Raw genomic sequence first — 17265 nt, forward strand, 5'->3', positions numbered from 1 at the left:
TACACCGGTTGCCGTTCGGTGCACCCCTGCGACGCGGCGGCCGGGCGGCCGATCGGTGCGGGCATGTCAGCAGAGCCGATCGAAGACAGGTGCCGGTCCGAGCACGTCCGCCGCGACGCGTGGTGGCGTGACGCGGTGGTCTACCAGGTCTACCTGCGCTCGTTCGCGGACGGGAACGGCGACGGTGTCGGCGACTTCGCCGGGTTGCGGGCGCGGCTGCCCTACCTGGCCGAACTGGGCGTGAACGCGGTCTGGGTGACCCCGCACTACGTGTCGGGCGGCGCCGACGGCGGTTACGACGTGATCGACTACACGGCGGTCGACCCGGACTACGGGACCGTCGAGGACGTGCGGGCCCTGGTCGAGGACGCCCACGCGCTGGGCCTGCGGATCCTGCTCGACATCGTCCCCAACCACACCAGCGACCAGCACGAGTGGTTCCGGCGTGCGCTGGCGGACCCGGACTCGCCCGAGGCGGCGCGCTACCACTTCATGCCGGCCTCGGAGGAGCCGCCCAACAACTGGCAGTCGATGTTCGGCGGGCCGGCCTGGTCCCGTACGCCGGACGGCCGCTGGTACCTGCACCTGTTCACCCCGCAGCAACCCGACCTGAACTGGGACAACCCGGAGGTGGCGGACGACTTCGACCGTACGTTGCGGTTCTGGTTCGACCTGGGTGTCGACGGGTTCCGGGTCGACGTCGCGTACGGGCTGTTCAAGGATCCCGCCTACCGCGACAATCCCGGCATCTACTCCCCCACCCTGTTCGGGCACGGCCCCGAGCAGGCGATGACCACCAACCAGCCCCGCGTGCACCAGATCTGGCGCCGCTGGCGGGCCGTCTGCAACGAGTACTTCGACGAGAAGATGCTGGTCGGCGAGGTGTCGCTGGCCGACCTGGAGCAGGTCGGCCTCTATGCCCGGCCCGGCGAGCTGCACCACGCGTTCCAGTTCCGGCTGCTCAAGAGCGACTGGGACGCCGAGGCGTTCGCCGAGACGATCACCGAGGCGCTCGACGCGTTCTCGGCGGTCGGCGCGCCCGCGCCGTGGGTGCTCGGCAACCACGACAAGGCCCGTCAGGCCACCCGTTATGGCAGCGAGCGCCGCGCCCGCGCCGCCGCGCTGCTGATGCTGGCCCTGCCCGGCTCGGCCTACCTCTACGCCGGGGAGGAACTCGGCCTGCCCGAGGCCACGGTGCCCGACGCCGCCCGCCGCGACCCGATCTTCTTCCGCTCCGGCGGCAAGCGGGCCGGCCGCGACGGCTGCCGCATCCCGATGCCGTGGACGGCCGATGCCCCCGCGGCCGGATTCTCGGCGGCCGGCAGCGCCGAGCCGTGGCTGCCGCTGCCCGCCGACTGGTCGGGTTACGCCGTCGACCGCCAGCTGGACGACCCGTCGTCGACGCTGACGATGTATCAGCAGGCGATCCTGCTGCGCGACCTCTACCCGGCGCTCGGCTCAGGCCAGGCGACGGTGACCCGCGAGGGCGGCGTGGTCCGCGTCGACCTGGCGGCCCACCACGGCGACCCCGAGCCGATCACCTGTTGGATCAACATGGGCACGGAGACGGTCACGGTGCCGGTGCACCGGCTGCTGATGGCTTCCGCTCCCGACCTGGGCGGCCCGGTCGGCGGCCTGCTCATGCTGCCCCCGGACACAGCGGTCTGGACGCGCGTCTGACGCCGTTCCGGGGGTCAGGGAAAATCGATCGCCCGCGGCGGGTGCGACGTGTTCAATGGCGGCGTGGTCGACGTCCTTGTGCTGTACGGGTCTCCAGGGGCCGGCAAGAGCACGCTCGCGCGCGCGTTGTCCGAGACACTGGGGGCGGCTGATGTGGCGCACGGGGTGGTCGACCTCGACGACCTGAGCATCGTCCACCCCAACCCCGGGCGGCAGTTCCCGCGCGACAACCTGCGGGCCGTCTGGCCGAACTACCTGGCGGCGGCGCCCGGCCTCAAGCTGATCATCCCCACCGTCCTGGCCGACGAGGGCGAGGTCGAGCTGCTGCGCGAAGCCGTGCCCGGCGCCCGGCTCCTCATCTGCGAGCTGACCGCCCCGGTCGACGTGCTCAAGGCCCGCGTGACCGAGCGTGAACCCACCGACGAGTGGCGGTCCCGGCTGCGCGACTTCGTCGACCTCTACCATTCGCGCGACGACCACGACCGCATCCGGCGCTTCCGGGTCAGCACCCACCCGGCCACGGTCGAGACGTCCGTACGCGACATTCTCGACAAGGCCGGCTGGGGCGCCTTTCCCGTGGTGGCTATCGCTTGACCGCGCTGACCAGGTGGGTCGGCAGCCACGGGCCCGACCACCACTGACGCCAGCCCAGCCCCCGGCGCGACACGCCGCTCACCGGCAGCTCCCGCAGGCGACGCTGGTATTGCACGGTGTGGTTCAGGTCGGCGAGCAGCAGCCGGCCACCGGGGCGCAGAACCCGGACGGCCTCGACGATCGCGCGGTCGCGGTCGTCGGAGGACTTCAGGTTGTGCACGACGATGTTCGAGACGACCAGGTCGAACGACTCGTCGGGGAACGGCAGCGCGGTGATGTTCGCGGTCTCGACCTCGACCTTGACCCCGGCCGCGGACGCGTTGCGCAGCGTCGCCTCGGGACCGTTGCCGGACTGGTCGGCCCGCCACAGGTCGACGCCGACCGCCCGGCCCCTCGGCACCCGCAGCGCCGCCGAGACGAGCAGGGCGCCCCGGCCGCAGCCCAGGTCGAGCACATCTTCGTCGCCGCGCAGGCCCAGCCCGTCGAGCAGCCGCCCCCAGACCACGAACTTGCCGTAACGGGACGCGTAGAAACCGAGCCCGCAACACGCCGCGATCAGCACGGTGCCGATCACCGGCCACAGCGTGCGGCTCAGGACGGCCTGCACCAGCCCGGCCACCATCAGCAGCGCCGGCACGATCAGCAGCCGCGGCGCGTCGATCCCGTAGCTGCCCGGCGGCTTCTCAGACATCGGCCTCCTCCGTCACGGGCATCTTCGCGATCGCGGTCAGGGCGGCCAGATGTTTGCCGTACGCCTCCCGCCCGGCCGCCGTGAGCGAGAGCCACGTGCGCGGCCGTTTCCCCACGTAGCCCTTACGCGCGTTCACATACCCGGCCTCGGCCAGCAGCGTCACCTGCCGCGAGAGCACCGAGTCGCTCACTTCCACCGTGTCGCGTACGAAAGCGAACTCGGCTTTGTCGGCCGCGGCGAGACAGGCCACGATGGAGAGCCGGATCGGCGAGTGGATGACCGGGTCGAGCCGGTGCCGCGGGTGCTCGCTCATCGGGCCCGCACCGCCGCCGCGAACATCGGCAGGGCCACGACCACGCCGGCCGGAACCCAGAAGGCCACCTGGTCGGCGAAGACCAGATGCCCGATCAGCGCCCCCGTCACCCACAGGACTGTCCAGGCCGCGGTGGCGCGCAGATAGAGCCGCCGGAACCCCCGCCCCACCACCCGGTTCGGCAGGGCGTAGCGCAGGACGCTGAGCAGGAAGACGCCCCAGCACACCCCGATGACGGCCGCCCACACGCCGTGCACCAGCCCGCCGGCCGGGAAGAAGACCAGAGAGGCCATCCCGTACGCCGCCATCGCGCGCCCGGCCCACCCGGAGTGTTCCCGGACGGCCGCCCGCGCCTGATCGATCCCGGCCAGCGCGACCGCGGCCCGGCCCGGGCTCATCTCCTCGTCCCCCGACATGCCCTCAGCCTACGGCCTACTTTCCAACTTGGAAACTACTGAGCACTTCGAAAACCCTCGAAGCGACGGTCACCAGACGTACGGGATGAGCCGGGCCCGGGTCGCGGCGAACGCCGTGTAGCGGTCACCCACGGCGGCGGTGAGTGCGGACTCCTCGATGCGGATGCGGTAGATCAGCGCGAGCAGGATCAGCGAGACCGAGGCGGCCGCGCCGAGCCAGTTGCCGAAGGCCGGACCGGCGCCGGCGAAGACGAGCAGCAGGCCGGTGTAGCTCGGGTGGCGCAGCCATCGGTACGGGCCCCGGTCCACCACCGGCTGGTCCTGGCCGACCCGCACCACGACCGTGAAGAAGCGGCCCAAGGTTGCGAACGACCACCATCGCAGCAGCAGCCCGAGCAGGCCGATCGTCATCCCGGACCAGAACACGGGCCACCCGCTGACGACGGCCTGTGGAACTACGGCGCGGCTCAAGGGCGGTAAGAGGATGGCGGTGAAGAACAGAAGCCGGAACACGATCTCGGCGCGGGGGTCGGCGGTCAGGTCAGCTGGAGCAACGGGTCGGCGACCAGGGCGGCGAACCCCAGGTCGGCCGCGCCGATCAGGGTGGCGTCCTCGGCCAGGGCCGAGACGCGCAGGCGGGCCCGTTCGCGCGAGACCGGCATGGCGTGGCGGTCGATGCGGGCCGCGACCTGCGGGGCCGCGGCCGTGTAGACGTCTCGCAGCATGCCGCCGAAGATGACCACGCCGGGGTTGAACAGGTTGATCAGGTTGGCGACGCCGATGCCGAGCCAATCGCCGATCTCGGCCACGGCCGCGGCGGCGGTGGGGTCGCCCGAGCGGGCGTCGCGGACGACCGCCCGCACCGCTTCGGCGCCGATCGGGCCGGGGACTCGGCCGGCCGCTGCCAGCAGCGCGTATTCGCCGGTCTCGGCCTCGAGGCAGCCCTGGGAGCCGCACAGGCAGGTGCGGCCGTCGACCGGGTTGACCAGCATGTGGCCGACCTCGCAGCCGTAGCCGCCGTCGCCGCCCAGGAGCTTGCCGCCGACCAGGATGCCGCCGCCCACGCCGACGTCGCCGTGCAGGTAGATCAGGTCGGGGACGCCCACGCCGGCACCCCGCTCGTATTCGGCCATCGCGCCCAGGTGGGCCTCGTTACCGACCGCGACCGGGCGGCCGATGTCGAGGGCCCGGGCCAGTTCGGCGCCGAACGCCTGGTCGACCCAGCCCGTCGCCGGGCCGTAGCGGACCATGCCGTCGCCGGGGCGGATCATGCCGCAGTAGGAGGCGCCGACACCCACGCACACCGCGCCCGGCGGGGCCTCGGCCAGCAGTTCCCGGCCGAGACAGGCCAGCTTCCGTACGACGGTGTCCAGGTCGGCGCCGGTGCGGGTGCGCTCGGCCGAGCGGCGGTCGAGAACGGGCCCGCCCAGCCCGACCCGCGCAGCGGTGATCCGGTCGACCGCCACGTCGAACGCCAGCACGAACACGTGCGGGGAGGGCCGCACGACCAGCGACGGGCGGCCCGCCCCGGTCGTGCCGGCCGGGTGTTCCTCGGTCACCAGCCCGGCCGCGACCAGCTCGGCCGTGAGCCCGAGGATGGTGCTGCGGTTGACGCCCATCCGCTCGGCCAGGGTGGCACGCGACAGCGGCCCGCTCACGTGGATGTGGTGGAGCAGGGTGCCGAGGCTGGGCCGGGGTCTGTGCATCTCACCGACATCAAACGCGTACGGAAAGCGAATGCCAAGTCCCGGCGCGCGGAAACGGGCGCCCGGCCCCGCGAAGGGCCGGGCCTCGAACGTCAGCCGGGCCGCAGACCGGCGCGGCCTCGAACGTCAGGCGGGCCGCAACCGGTGCGGCCCCGACCGTCAGGCCGGCCGCACCGGGGTGGCGTGCCAGATGCGGGACAGGTAGTCGGCCACCGTGCGGTCGGCCGAGAAGAAACCGCTGTTCGCGGTGTTCAGGATCGACATGCGGGTCCACTGCTCCTGGTCCTGCCAGGCCGCCGAGACCTCGTCCTGCTTGTCGACGTACGAGCGGTAGTCGGCCAGCGTCAGGTATTCGTCGCGGTCGAGCAGCGACTGCGCCACGTCCTGGCCCACCCCGCCGAACGCACCGCCGAGGATGGCGTCGAGGGCCGCCCGCAGTTCGTCGTCGGCGTCGTAGACGGAGCGTGGCCGGTAGTCCGACGCACGCAACGCCGCCGCGGCGGGAGTGTCCAGCCCGAACAGGAAGAAGTTGTCCGCGCCGACCCGGTCCCGGATCTCGACGTTGGCGCCGTCCAGGGTGCCGATCGTGATCGCGCCGTTGAGGGCGAGCTTCATGTTGCCCGTACCGGAAGCCTCCTTGCCGGCCATCGAGATCTGCTCGCTCAGGTCGGCGGCCGGAATGATCTTCTCGGCCAGGGTCACGTTGTAGTTGGCCGGGAAGACCACCCGTAGCAGGCCGGACGACACCGGGTCGGCGGCGATCGTGGCCGACACCGCGTTGATCAGCCGGATGATCGACTTGGCCGCGTAGTAGGCCGGGGCCGCCTTGCCGCCGAACAGCACCGTGCGCGGCACCCCGAACGCGCCCGGATTCGACCGCAGCCGGTGGTAGAGCGTGATCACGTGCAGGAGCTTGAGCTGCTGGCGCTTGTACTCGTGGAACCGCTTGATCATCACGTCGAGCATCGCGCCCGGGTCGCCCAGGCCCAGCGCGGCCTTGGCCCGCCGTTTCTCGGCCCGCCACTGCGAGCGGAACGTGGCGTCGTCGGCCAGCGGCGCCAGGCCGGACAGCAGGGACAGGTCGCGCAGCCAGGCGTCCGAGCCCAGACCCGAGGTGATCAGCGTGGACAGGCCGGGGTTGGCCAGCCGCACGAACCGGCGCGGCGACACCCCGTTGGTGACGTTGGTGAAGCGGTCCGGCCACAGCTCGGCGAAGTCGGTGAACGTGGTCGAGGTGAGCAGCTGCGAGTGCAGCTCGGCCACCCCGTTGACCGCGAACGTGCCGGTGACGGCCAGGTTGGCCATGCGTACGCGGCGCTCCGGCTCCTCCTGGATCAGCGACATCCGCCGTACGCGGGAAACGTCGCCGGGGAAACGGGACCGGACCTCGTCCAGCAACTCGGCGTTGATCTTGTAGATGATCTCCAGATGCCGTGGGAGGAGCCGGCCCAGCATCTCGACCGGCCAGGTCTCGAGGGCCTCGGGCAGCAGCGTGTGGCACGTGTAGGCGAACGTCGACCGGACCAGGGACCAGGCCTGCTCCCACTCCAGCCGCTCCTCGTCGACCAGCAGCCGCATCAGCTCGGGAATCGCGAGCGTGGGGTGCGTGTCGTTGAGCTGGATCACCGTCTTGGCCGGGAAGTCGGCCCAGTCGGAGTTGCGGAAGCGGAACCGGCGGACGATGTCGCGCAGCGAGCACGAGACGAGGAAGTACTGCTGCTTGAGGCGCAGCTCGCGGCCCATGTCGGTGCTGTCGTCGGGATAGAGGACCTTGCTGATGTTCTCGGCCCGTACGGCGTCCTGCACCGCCTCGGCGTACTGCCCGGCCGAGAACCGCCGCAGGTCGAACGAGGCCTGCGCGGCCCGGGCCCGCCACAGCCGCACGATGTTGACCGTCTCGGTGCCGTAGCCGGGGACCAACAGGTGGCTCGGCTCGCCGTGCACGACCTCACCCGGCACCCAGCCCTCGGGGCCGATGAAGCCGTAGAAGCCGACGGTCTGCCAGTCGTCGGGCGCCGGGAACTCCCACGGGTCGCCCTGGAACGCCCAGTCGTCGGGCCGCTCGACCTGCTCGCCGTTCTGGAACTCCTGTTTGAAGATGCCCAGGTCGTAGCGGATGCCGTAGCCCACCGCGGGGATGTCCAGGGTGGCCAGCGCGTCGAGCAGGCAGGCGGCCAGCCGGCCCAGGCCGCCGTTGCCCAGGCCCGGCTCGACGTCGAGGGCGGCCACCTCCTCGGGCGAGAAGCCGAGCGCCTTGAGCGCGGCCGGCGCCAGGTCGGTGGTGCCGCTGTAGAGCAGGTTCTGCTCCAGCTGGGGGCCGAGCAGGTATTCCGCGGACAGGTAGTAGACCCAGCGCGGGTTGCTCTCGTAGTGCGCGGCGGCGGTGCGCGCGCGCCGGGCGGCGAGCCGGTCCCGCACGGTCAGGGCGAGCGTCTCGTACGCGTCCTGGGCGCTCGCCGACTCGACCGTCGTGCCCCGGCGGTAGTACAGGTTGCTCAGCAGATCCTGTTCGAACTCGGCCGGCGTGCTCCCGAGCGGCCGCAACCCGTTGCGAAGGTCCATGATGCGACCCTTCCCCATCGTCGTTTCACACGTCGACGCTGGCGAACTGCTTTCCCGCAGTGTTCACCACCCGTACGGATTTCACCTCGTCCGGGTCGATCAGCGCGCTGCCGTTGAGGGTGGTGCCGCCCGACTCGCCCGCCGCCGAGACCACCCAGCTGCCCGCCTGCACGGTGAACCCGTCACGGGCGACGACCTCGAGCACGCACTTCTCGCCGGCCGGGATGCCGGCCACGGCGGCATTGACCCGCACCCAGCCCGCGGCCGGGGCAACCGCGACCGTGATGCGGGCGCCGGTGGTGGCGTCGACGGCGGTGCCGGTGCGGGTTCCAGGCACGGCGGTCGGGGATGTCGCGACCGGGGCGGGCGCCTGGGCGACCGGCGTCTGGGGCACGGTCTCACGGCCCGCGAAGATGCCCCCGCCGACCGCGGCGAGCACCGCGACCGCGGCTGCGGCCGAGACGAGCACCGTACGGCGTCTCCGCTCCCCCGACGATTGCTTGCGCACCTCGCGCAGCGTGCGTTGCAGCAGCAGGTCACCGCCGTCGGGCGGGCCTTCGAGCAGCATCTCTTCGGGAACCGCCCGCAACGCCTCGGTCCACTCCCGCAGCGACTCGGCCTCGGACCGGCACTCGGCACAGCCGGCCAGGTGTTCCTCCACCCCGGCGCGCTGCTCGGGCGTGAGCTCGTCGATCAGGTAGCCGGCGATGTCGACGTGGCCGCCGGTCTCGGAGGTGGTCACGAGGCCGCCCGCCGGGTCGCCGTGTCGTCGCACGTCTTGCCCTGGTTGAGGCAGGTCACGACGCGTTTCATGAGGGTGTCGGGCATGAGGTTGACCATGAAGCCGTGGTCGGTGCCGGGGTCGTTGTCCTGCCCGTCGAACGCGTCGATCTGATAGCGGGTGCCGCTCGGCACGGCGTAGTTCATCGTGATCCGCAGCCGGGGCACCGCGAACGTGCCGACCGGGCAGCCGCCGCCGGCCGTCGGGAAGACGACCTGCTGGCGGTGGCCAGGGCTGTCCAGCTGACGGCCGTCCCAGCAGCTCGGGAAGTCGAAGATCCGCACCACCTGGGCTCCGTCCTCACACGCGGGATACCTCATGGTCTGCCGGTCCAGTGTGTCGGAGCAAGTCCACCAGGCCCGCGCGTGCTGACCGCCGTTGGTGTGCCCGTACGCGTCGCCGACCTGAACCCGCAGCAGCCGGGGCATGGCCAGCACCGGCCCGCGCGGGTTGCCGAGGAACGTCATCGTGAGCGACACCGGCACCTGCACCGGCCCGCCGTGCTGGTCGTGACCCGCAAGCACGTAGCGCAGCACCGGCCAGTAGTAGCTCGAGGCGTCGCCGTTGGTGCAGGTGGTGGGCCGCCCGGCCAGGCTGTCGACGGTCGAGTCGTCCCGGACCCCGAGGTTGCCGACATAGTCGTGCAGGTGGTGCGCGGGCCCCGGCCGCAACGGCGTGACCACGATGTTGGCGGTGTTGCGGTGCCCGCCCTCGTTGCGGCCGCAGTTCCAGACGTACGTGCCGGTGGAGGCCCCCGCCGTGGCCGGGGGCTCGGCGGCGACCGGCCCGGCGTCGGCCATGTCGATCGCATAGGGCCCGAGATCGGGGCCGCGCAGGGCCATCGCGGCTACCCCGACCGCGATGACCAGCACGACCTCGAGAACGACCGCGAAGGACACGAACCCGCGCCGCCCCCGCGAACCCATCGACATGGTTCGACGATACTCACCCGGCCGGGCAGCTGGTTCCCTCCGGCGGGACGACCAGATCGATCAGGTAACGGTCGACCGCTGCGGTCGTGCAGGGCGTGTTCCCGTACGCGCCGTGGCCCGAACCCTCGTACGTGACCAGCCGGCCGTGCCGCCCCAGCTGGGACGCGACGTGGGTGGCCCAGTCGTGGCCCGTACGGACGTCGTGCCGGGAATTGAGCAGCAGCAGCGGGCGCACGGTGTGCACGTCGAGCCGGTGCGGCGGGTTGGCCACCGGTTGCGGCCAGCCCAGGCAGGCCCGGACCGCCAGCAGCCCGCCGCCGTAGCGCACATCCGGGGCCGCGGACCGCGCCGCCCGTACGAGGGAAAGGTATTCGCGGTAATCACGCACGTCGGCCGGCCAGTCGGCGCAGAAGACCGACGACACCAGCGGAGGCAGCTGGATCTCGGGCGCGGCGCCATCGACCAGGCTCTTGATGTCGGCGGCGAGGGCGGCCCGATCGGGCGAGGCCAGGCGCGCGATCGGCAGCATGGCGATCTCGAACGCCCGCTCCGGACCGGCCCGGTCCAGCACGTCGTTCCACAGCGCCCGCACATCCCGCCCGTGCAGCACGCAGGCGGTCTCCCGCGCGCACCACGCCACGAACTCGTCGAACGCGTCCTGCTCGGCCCGGGCCTGCGTACGGACGAAGGTACGCACGTCGAGGCTGTGGTCGAAGACGCTCTCGAGCACGATCGCCCGGACCCGGCCCGGGTAGCGCTCGGCGTACTGCTGGCCGAGCAGGGTCCCGTACGAACTGCCGTGGAAGGTCAGCCGCCGCAGACCCAGCGCCGCCCGCAGCGCGTCGAGGTCGCGGACCATGCTCGCGGTGTCGGCGTGGTCCCAGACCGGGCTGGTCACCCGGCACGCCGCCCACTTCTCCTGGTTGGCGGTGGTGACCGTCTCGAAGTCGGCCTGGCTGGTGAGCAGGCCCGGCCCGCCCAGCGACAGATCGCATTTCGGGCCGCCGCTGCGGGCGACACCGCGCGGGTCGAAGCTGACCGTGTCGAACCGGTCGAGGATCTCGGCGCTGAACCGGTTGCCGGCCAGGATGCGGTCGACTCCGGAGTCACCGGGCCCGCCCGGACCGAAGACCAGGGTGCCCACTTTCCCGGCCGGATTGCGGGCGGGTCGTTTCGCGACGGCGAGCTCGAAGGTGGCGCCGCGCGGTTGCGACCAGTCGACCGGTAATCGCAGGGTGCCGCACTGCACGGCCGCGTTCTTGGCGCAGACCGTCCAGGTGACCTGCGGTGTCTCCGGCCGTGGGGTGGCGTGGCTGGGCGGGGTGGCCGCGAGCGCAAGCCCGGTGACGAGGGCGGTCAGGGACGCGACGATGCTGCGGCGGCTCACCATGCCGTCCATCCTCGACATTGCGCCTGCCGAGAAGACATCGGTGGATCCCCTGATCAAACCCTGGGGTCGTGGATCGCGCAGCACTCGCACACAGAACGCGGTCCCGCGGCACTTCCAGACCGGCTTCCTCGGCCGCGGGCGCTGGTTCGGTTGGACGAAGGGCAGATCAGCTGGTCCGGTTGGACGGACGGCAGATCAGCTGGACCGGTTGGACGGACGGCAGATCAGCTGGACCGGTTGGACGGACGGCAGATCAGCTGGACCGGTTGGACGGACGGCAGATCAGCTGGACCGGTTGGACGGACGGCAGATCACCATCACACAACACTCACCAAGCTCATTACCCGCCCTGCCAGGGGGCCTCCACCCAAGTCCGATCGTGGCAGATTTGGGCGATCTTCGCGGGGCTGCCTGTGGACAACCGCGAATTGTGGACAGCGCTCGAACTGTCGTACGGGAGTGGCAGGATCCCGGGCATGAGCGAACAGGTGACGCGGCAGGGGGCCTCCGATGCGGTGGCCGGCCTCGGGTGGCGATACATGCTGGGCACGCTGCGGGCGGCGGTTCCGGTCGGGTCGCTGTTTCAGGGGGCGTCGGTGGCTGCTCAGGCGGTTGCGGTCTGCGGCGACGAAGCCGACGAGCACCTGTCGGTCGACCTACGGGCCGACCGTGTGGTGCTGACGCTGCAGACCCGCGGACGGGCCACCGTGACCGCGGTCGATGTCGAGCTGGCTCAGCGGATCAGCTCGTCGGGGCTGCCGACCGGGCCGGCTGGGCTGCAGATGCTCGAGATCGCCGTCGATGCGGTCGACATCGGGGCGGTCCGGCCGTTCTGGCGGGCCGTCCTGGGTTATGCCGGCGATGACGAGCTCACCGATCCGGCGGGGCGGGGGCCGTCGATCTGGTTTCAGCAGATGGAGGCGCCGCGGCCGCAGCGCAACCGTATCCACCTCGATGTCTCGGTCGCTCACGACGAGGCGGTGGCGCGGGTGGAGGCGGCGCTGAAGGCGGGCGGGCGCCTGGTGTCCGACGCCCGCGCGCCCTCGTTCTGGGTGCTGGCCGACCCCGAGGGCAACGAGGCCTGCGTCAGCACCTGGCAGGGACGCGACTGAGACCGTCCGTGACGCGGCTGCGGCCCGCCACAAACACAACTGGGGTCGGCCGCAACGCCGCTGCAGCGCGCCGCAACGCGACTGAGGTCTGTCACGACCGGTCGCAACGCGGCTGAGCCCCGTTACGGGGGTTCAGCTGGGATCGATGGGCAGCAGGAAGCAACCGCCGGGGGTTAGCCACGCGGTGGCGTAGCCGTTCCACACGACCCGGTACTTCACGACGTTGTAACCGATGACCTTGTCGGCGGTGTATTCGAACACGCCGGAGCCCGCGTCGACGCGGACTGAGGTGTCGGCGCCGTCGTCGCGGAAGTCGGAGATGTCGATCATGTATTTGGCGTTGCCCTGGCCGGCGAACCGCCAGTACCAGTCGACGGTGGTGAGGATGTCGCCGTTGTCGGCGTAGAACCTGATCTTCTGACCGTCGCCTAGTTCCTGGTTGAAGCATGTCGTCCAGCGGCGGAACGCCCACGCCGGCGAGCCGAGCACGAAAATTGACGTCGCCACGATGGTGACGACTGCTAGGAACCGGGCGATGAACTTCCTGATCATGGTGAACCCACCTCTCCGGACCGTCCACATTGAACTTGCTCGATGCTTTCACACATCGGGGCCCGGTTCCAGCGGGCTGGTCGAGACGAGTCGACGTCTGCGGTCGGAAGCCGTCCGCGGTTGGGAGCCGTCCGCGGTTGGGAGCCGTCCGCGGTTGGGAGCCGTCCGCGGTTGGGAGCCGTCCGCGGTCAGCAGACGTCCGCGGTCAGCAGACGCCCGCCGCCAGGAAACACCCGCCGGCAGGAAACACCCGCCGGCAGGAAACACCCGCCGGCAGGAAACACCCGCCGGCAGGAAACACCCGCCGGCAGGAAACACCCGCGGTCAAGAGACGCCCGCCGGGAGGAGACGTCCGCGGTCAGGTCAGGAGTCGTCGGTGGTGGAGAGCCGTTCCTTCAGCCGTACGGCCTGTTCCGGCCAGCCCTCGGCGGCGGCGTAAGCGGCCGCTGCGGACAACACGGCGGGCTCCTCGTCGGCGGTGACCAGGTGGTCCAGGAGCCGGGTCAGGGCCGCCCGGCGGTCGGCTCGCCGGTCCTCGTCGGCTGCGCGGCCCGCGGCGTAGACGCGGATCAGGTCGTGCATGGTCCAGCGGCCGGGGCCGGCGGGCTGCAGCAGGTGGTTCCGGGCCAGGTCGCTCAGGTCGTCGTCGCTCGGGTGGTCGGCCATCGCGGCGGCGGACGCGCGGCTGAGGGCGGGACCGGGGTGCTGGGCCAGCAGCCGGAGCAGGTCGCGGGACGAGGGCTGCAGGTTGCGGTACGACACGTCGAGCGCGGCCTGTACGCCGGGGTCGAGGCGGCCGGTGCGGCGGCGTTCGGCCAGCCAGTCGGCGTGGTCGGTGAGCGTCCAGCCGGGGCGCTTGCGCATGTGCCCGGCCACCAGCGAGAGCGCCAAAGGAAGGTAACCGCAGGTCGCGGCGATGCGGTCGACGGCCTCGGGGTCGGAACCGGCCGGGATCTCGGGCACCGCGGCCAGCAGGTAGTCGCGGGCCTGGGCGGGGGTGAACACGTCGACCGGGACGTGCCGCGCGTCGGTCAGGCCGTCGAGGCTCCGGCGGCTGGTGATCAGGGTGAGGCTGCCGGGGGTGCCGGGCAGCAGGGGGCGCACCTGGGCCTCGTCGGCCGCGTCGTCGAGCAGGATCAGGGTGCGCGAGCCGGTCAGGCGCAGCCGGAACGCCGTGGACCGGGCCTCCACGCCGTGCGGCAGGTGCTGACCGGCCATGCCGAGCAGCCGCAGGAAACCGTCGAGCACCGCGCCCGGTTCGACCGGTGGCTGGTCGGGGTGGGAGCCGCGCAGGTTGACCACGAGCACCCGGTCGACCGGCTGCGCGGCCGCCAGCTGAAGGGCCAGCTGAGTCTTGCCGGCGCCGGCCATGCCCGCCAGCACGGTGACCGGCCCGGGGCCGGCGACCGGGCGGGTGAGGTGGCCGGCGGGGACGGGCGGCAGGCTGTTCTGCACCCGCACCTGGGCGTCGGCCCGGGTCTCGCCGCTGACCACGCGCAGCGCCTGGCGCCACTGGGTGGTGTAGCCGACGTCGTTGTGCAAGGCTTCGACCACCGCGACCACCAGGTCGGGGTCGAGGCGGCGGCGCCCGGCCCGGAAGCAGTCGACGACCGTGGTCTTGCCGACCTGCTCCCCCACCGGCCGCACCGCGTTGACCCGGGCCGCGATCGTCTCGTACGACGGGTTGCCGGCCCACGTCTTGAGCATGCGCAGGCAGCCCGCGACCTCGTCCAGGGTCTGGGCCTGGCCGGGATCGGGCAGCACGGCGAACTGCGACACGGCGGCTCCCGCGGGGGGTCGGGACGTCGGACGAATGACGTTAATGCCTCGGCGCCGCGCGAAGTGTCGCCCGGCGGACATCCGGATTCGTTCGGATTCCGCATACGGGGGCGGCACGGGCGGCAGAGTGGGGTGTGCCGGACGGATCCGATAACGGGGGGTCGTTCCCGCACGGGGGCGTGAGCGACACGGTTCTGGACGGCGAGTGCCGGGCGTGGCTGCCTTCGAGGCCCACGCCCGGTTCTCTTTTCCCGCCGGTTGCGCCGCCGCGCGGAGCAACCGGCCTCACGGCGGATGCTCCGCCGCGCCGCGCAACACGGCCCACGCCGCCGCGCCGCGCAACACGGCCCACGCCGCCGCGCCGCGCAACACGGCCCACGCCGCCGCGCCGCGCAACACGGGCCACGCCGCCGCGCGGAGCAACACGGGCCACGCCGCCGCGCGGAGCAACACGGCCCAGGCCGGTTGCGTCGGAGCGCCGCGCAACAAGCCTCACGCCGGATGCGCCGCCGCGCCGCGCAGCACGCCGTCGACCAGCTTCTCGACGAAGCCCTCGTCGGGCACCCGGGGCTCCCACTTGAACAGCCCGTGCATCATCGACGGGCCGCTGAGCATCAGCAGGGTGAGCTCGACGTCGAGGTCGGCCCGCAGCTCCCCGGTCTCGATGCCGCGCCGCAGCACCGACCGCATGACGTCACGCCGGGGCTCGACGACCGCCTTGTACATCTCCAGGATCGACTCGTCGCGCAGCAGCTCGGGCAGCAGGCAGGCGGTGACCTTGCTGTAGCCGCGGGCGTGACCGCTGCGGTTGGCCTTGATCAGGGTCACCAGGTCGTCGCGGACCGACTCGCCGGCCGGGTCGGGCACCGGGCCCTTCATCGCCGCGACGGCGTCGATGACCAGGGCCTCCTTGTTGGGCCAGCGGCGATAGATGGTGGCCTTGCCGACCCCGGCCCGGGCGGCGACCGCCTCGATCGAGATGGCGGCGACGGTCTGGCCCTCACTGAGCAGATCGAGGACGGCCCGCAGGATCGCCTCGTCAGCCTGGGCGTTGCGGGGCCGGCCAGGAGCCTTGCGCTCCTGGCCGGTCAACGAGGCAGTGGTCATGGCGTTCATTGTTACCGACGCGTCACGCCTCGACCAGTTCCACGCCCTGCTCCTCGGCCAGACCCTCGTTGCTGGTCGGCGCGGGAGCGGAGGCGGGGCGCTTGCCGGGCAGCCAGAGGAGCGCCACCATGGCGCCGAGCAGGGCGAAGACGGCCGAGCCGATCGACGCGTAGTGCATAGCGTCGAGGAAGGCCGAGTTGGCCTGGCTGATCAGGGCGGGCGCGGCGGCCCCGGCCTGCTCGGCCACCCCGTACGCCCCGGAGATCGACTCGCGGGCGGCGTCGGCGGCCGGGGCGGGCAGCCCGTCGGTCGCGTCGCCCAGGTTGCTGCGGTAGACCGAGGAGAGCACGGCCCCCAGGACCGCGACGCCGAGGGCGCCACCGAGCTGGCGGATCGTGTTGCTGACGGCCGAGCCGACGCCGGCCTTCTCGCGGGGCAGCGCCGCCATGATCGACTCGGTGGCGGGCGGCATCACGTTGGCCATGCCGACACCCATGACGAAGAACGCCGCGCCGACGATCCAGATCGGGGTGTCCTGGCCGATGAAGATCCAGATCGTCAGGCCGGCCGAGACCAGCAGCAGGCCGACCGTGCTGACGACCTTGGGGCCGAAGCGCTTGACCATCGCGGCGCTGCGCGGGGCGAAGACCATCTGGGCGACCGCGAACGGGACGAACAGCGCACCGGACGCGAGCGGTCCGTAGTCGCGGACCAGCTGCAGATAGAACGCGCCGAAGAACATCGCGCCCATCGCGGCGAAGAAGACCAGCCCGATGACGCCGGTCGAGGCCGAGAACGTGCGGTTGCGGAACAGCCGGACGTCGAGCGACGGGAACTCGGTGCGCATCTCCCACCAGACGAACGCGGCCAGGACGACCACGGCGCCGGCCAGCGTGCCCCACGACTGCGGGTCGCCGAACCCGGCCTCGCCACCCTCGATCACGCCGTACGTGAGCAGGGTGAGACCGACGATGGAGAGCAGGACACCCGGGATGTCGATCCGGTTGGGGCGCGGATCGCGGGACTCGGGCACCAGGAAGAGAACGAGGAACACACCGGCGGCGGCGATCGGGACGTTGATCAGGAAGACCGAGCCCCACCAGAAGTGCTCGAGGAGCAGACCACCGACGATCGGGCCGATGGCCACCCCGAGGCCGACGGCGCCGGCCCAGATGCCGATGGCGCGCGGCCGCTCCTGCGGCGTGAAGACGTTCGCGATGATCGAGAGAGTGGCCGGCATGACGGCGGCGGCGCCGAGACCCATCAGCGCGCGGGCCGCGATCAGCTGGTTGGCGGTGTCGGCATAGCTGGAGACGAGCGAGGCGATCGCGAAGATCGCGAGGCCGGTGACCAGGGTGATGCGGCGGCCGAGGCGGTCGGCCAGGATGCCGGCGGTGAAGAGCAGACCGGCGAAGACCAGGGTGTACGAGTTGATCGCCCACTCCAGCTCGCTCTGGGTGGCTCCGAGGCCGCGCTCCGGGTCGGCGATCGTGCGCAGCGCCACGTTGAGGATCGTGTTGTCGAGCACGACCACCAGCAGGCTGATCACCAGCACGCCGAGGATGACCCACCGCCGGGGGTGACCGGCCGGCGCGGTCGTTGTCTGTGCGTCCATCTGGCGTTTCCCCCATATTTCGAAACGGAACTGTT

16 protein-coding genes are annotated in these 17265 nt (G+C 71.8%); 3 read left to right on the forward strand and 13 right to left on the reverse strand.

Translation table 11 applies throughout. The features are described 5' to 3' along the window. The first annotated feature begins 63 nt into the window (after nucleotides 1–63). On the forward strand, nucleotides 64–1680 hold the full coding sequence (locus tag JIG36_RS13740; protein WP_203376527.1) for a glycoside hydrolase family 13 protein: 1617 nt from the start codon (nucleotides 64–66) through the stop codon (nucleotides 1678–1680). 63 nt (nucleotides 1681–1743) lie between these two features. Then, a complete protein-coding gene (locus JIG36_RS13745; protein ID WP_203376529.1) occupies nucleotides 1744–2274 on the forward strand; it encodes an AAA family ATPase in 531 nt (176 codons plus the stop codon). Here JIG36_RS13745 and JIG36_RS13750 read toward each other — a convergent pair. The 9 genes from JIG36_RS13750 to JIG36_RS13790 all read right to left on the reverse strand — a co-directional run bounded on the left by JIG36_RS13750 (nucleotide 2264) and on the right by JIG36_RS13790 (nucleotide 11083). Then, nucleotides 2264–2965 (reverse strand): class I SAM-dependent methyltransferase, encoded by a 702-nt coding sequence (locus tag JIG36_RS13750; protein ID WP_203376531.1) that lies wholly within the window; start codon nucleotides 2963–2965, stop codon nucleotides 2264–2266. The genes JIG36_RS13745 and JIG36_RS13750 overlap by 11 nt on opposite strands. Further along, nucleotides 2958–3278, reverse strand: coding sequence for a winged helix-turn-helix domain-containing protein (locus JIG36_RS13755; protein ID WP_203376533.1), 321 nt, complete (start codon nucleotides 3276–3278; stop codon nucleotides 2958–2960). Before JIG36_RS13755 ends, JIG36_RS13750 begins: the two co-directional genes overlap by 8 nt. After that, nucleotides 3275–3694 (reverse strand): hypothetical protein, encoded by a 420-nt coding sequence (locus JIG36_RS13760; protein WP_203376535.1) that lies wholly within the window; start codon nucleotides 3692–3694, stop codon nucleotides 3275–3277. The genes JIG36_RS13755 and JIG36_RS13760 overlap by 4 nt, the downstream gene beginning before the upstream one ends. Nucleotides 3695–3763: 69 nt before the next feature. Further along, the gene (locus tag JIG36_RS13765) at nucleotides 3764–4120 is read right to left on the reverse strand and encodes a methyltransferase family protein (protein WP_203376536.1); all 357 of its coding nucleotides are present in this window, start codon (nucleotides 4118–4120) and stop codon (nucleotides 3764–3766) included. Nucleotides 4121–4230: 110 nt separating this feature from the next. Continuing rightward, nucleotides 4231–5400, reverse strand: coding sequence for an ROK family transcriptional regulator (locus JIG36_RS13770; RefSeq protein WP_203376538.1), 1170 nt, complete (start codon nucleotides 5398–5400; stop codon nucleotides 4231–4233). Between the two features lie 159 nt (nucleotides 5401–5559). Further along, the gene (locus JIG36_RS13775; RefSeq protein WP_203376539.1) at nucleotides 5560–7962 is read right to left on the reverse strand and encodes a glycogen/starch/alpha-glucan phosphorylase; all 2403 of its coding nucleotides are present in this window, start codon (nucleotides 7960–7962) and stop codon (nucleotides 5560–5562) included. A 25-nt stretch (nucleotides 7963–7987) separates the two neighbouring features. Continuing rightward, the gene (locus tag JIG36_RS13780; protein WP_203376541.1) at nucleotides 7988–8704 is read right to left on the reverse strand and encodes a zf-HC2 domain-containing protein; all 717 of its coding nucleotides are present in this window, start codon (nucleotides 8702–8704) and stop codon (nucleotides 7988–7990) included. After that, a complete protein-coding gene (locus JIG36_RS13785) occupies nucleotides 8701–9675 on the reverse strand; it encodes a DUF1996 domain-containing protein (RefSeq protein ID WP_236046701.1) in 975 nt (324 codons plus the stop codon). The genes JIG36_RS13780 and JIG36_RS13785 overlap by 4 nt, the downstream gene beginning before the upstream one ends. A gap of 13 nt (nucleotides 9676–9688) precedes the next feature. Then, nucleotides 9689–11083 carry an alpha/beta fold hydrolase gene (locus JIG36_RS13790; RefSeq protein ID WP_236046703.1) on the reverse strand — a complete coding sequence of 465 codons (1395 nt, stop codon included), beginning with the start codon at nucleotides 11081–11083 and terminating at the stop codon, nucleotides 9689–9691. A 458-nt stretch (nucleotides 11084–11541) separates the two neighbouring features. On the opposite strand from JIG36_RS13790, the gene JIG36_RS13795 reads away from it, so the two are divergent. After that, the gene (locus tag JIG36_RS13795; protein ID WP_203376544.1) at nucleotides 11542–12177 is read left to right on the forward strand and encodes a VOC family protein; all 636 of its coding nucleotides are present in this window, start codon (nucleotides 11542–11544) and stop codon (nucleotides 12175–12177) included. A gap of 132 nt (nucleotides 12178–12309) precedes the next feature. Here the strand turns inward: JIG36_RS13795 and JIG36_RS13800 are convergent, their stop codons facing one another. The 4 genes from JIG36_RS13800 to JIG36_RS13815 all read right to left on the reverse strand — a co-directional run bounded on the left by JIG36_RS13800 (nucleotide 12310) and on the right by JIG36_RS13815 (nucleotide 17230). Further along, the gene (locus tag JIG36_RS13800; protein ID WP_203376546.1) at nucleotides 12310–12729 is read right to left on the reverse strand and encodes a hypothetical protein; all 420 of its coding nucleotides are present in this window, start codon (nucleotides 12727–12729) and stop codon (nucleotides 12310–12312) included. 363 nt (nucleotides 12730–13092) lie between these two features. Next, the gene (locus JIG36_RS13805; RefSeq protein WP_203376548.1) at nucleotides 13093–14508 is read right to left on the reverse strand and encodes an NB-ARC domain-containing protein; all 1416 of its coding nucleotides are present in this window, start codon (nucleotides 14506–14508) and stop codon (nucleotides 13093–13095) included. 492 nt (nucleotides 14509–15000) lie between these two features. Further along, nucleotides 15001–15615, reverse strand: a complete 615-nt coding sequence (locus JIG36_RS13810; RefSeq protein ID WP_307872701.1) for a TetR/AcrR family transcriptional regulator — start codon at nucleotides 15613–15615, stop codon at nucleotides 15001–15003. Nucleotides 15616–15637: 22 nt separating this feature from the next. Then, on the reverse strand, nucleotides 15638–17230 hold the full coding sequence (locus JIG36_RS13815) for an MFS transporter (protein ID WP_203376552.1): 1593 nt from the start codon (nucleotides 17228–17230) through the stop codon (nucleotides 15638–15640). Nucleotides 17231–17265 lie beyond the last annotated feature (35 nt).

This window comes from Paractinoplanes ovalisporus, from assembly GCF_016834655.1.
Classification (GTDB): Bacteria; Actinomycetota; Actinomycetes; order Mycobacteriales; family Micromonosporaceae; genus Actinoplanes; species Actinoplanes ovalisporus.

Coding starts and splice junctions, on each gene's coding strand:
- JIG36_RS13785 (WP_236046701.1), bottom strand. CDS start 9,675: ATGTCGATGGGTTCGCGGGGGCGGCGCGGGTTCGTGTCCTTCGCGGTC.
- JIG36_RS13815 (WP_203376552.1), bottom strand. CDS start 17,230: ATGGACGCACAGACAACGACCGCGCCGGCCGGTCACCCCCGGCGGTGG.
- JIG36_RS13800 (WP_203376546.1), bottom strand. CDS start 12,729: ATGATCAGGAAGTTCATCGCCCGGTTCCTAGCAGTCGTCACCATCGTG.
- JIG36_RS13760 (WP_203376535.1), bottom strand. CDS start 3,694: ATGTCGGGGGACGAGGAGATGAGCCCGGGCCGGGCCGCGGTCGCGCTG.
- JIG36_RS13755 (WP_203376533.1), bottom strand. CDS start 3,278: ATGAGCGAGCACCCGCGGCACCGGCTCGACCCGGTCATCCACTCGCCG.
- JIG36_RS13770 (WP_203376538.1), bottom strand. CDS start 5,400: ATGCACAGACCCCGGCCCAGCCTCGGCACCCTGCTCCACCACATCCAC.
- JIG36_RS13775 (WP_203376539.1), bottom strand. CDS start 7,962: ATGGACCTTCGCAACGGGTTGCGGCCGCTCGGGAGCACGCCGGCCGAG.
- JIG36_RS13750 (WP_203376531.1), bottom strand. CDS start 2,965: ATGTCTGAGAAGCCGCCGGGCAGCTACGGGATCGACGCGCCGCGGCTG.
- JIG36_RS13740 (WP_203376527.1), top strand. CDS start 64: ATGTCAGCAGAGCCGATCGAAGACAGGTGCCGGTCCGAGCACGTCCGC.
- JIG36_RS13810 (WP_307872701.1), bottom strand. CDS start 15,615: ATGACCACTGCCTCGTTGACCGGCCAGGAGCGCAAGGCTCCTGGCCGG.
- JIG36_RS13795 (WP_203376544.1), top strand. CDS start 11,542: ATGAGCGAACAGGTGACGCGGCAGGGGGCCTCCGATGCGGTGGCCGGC.
- JIG36_RS13790 (WP_236046703.1), bottom strand. CDS start 11,083: ATGTCGAGGATGGACGGCATGGTGAGCCGCCGCAGCATCGTCGCGTCC.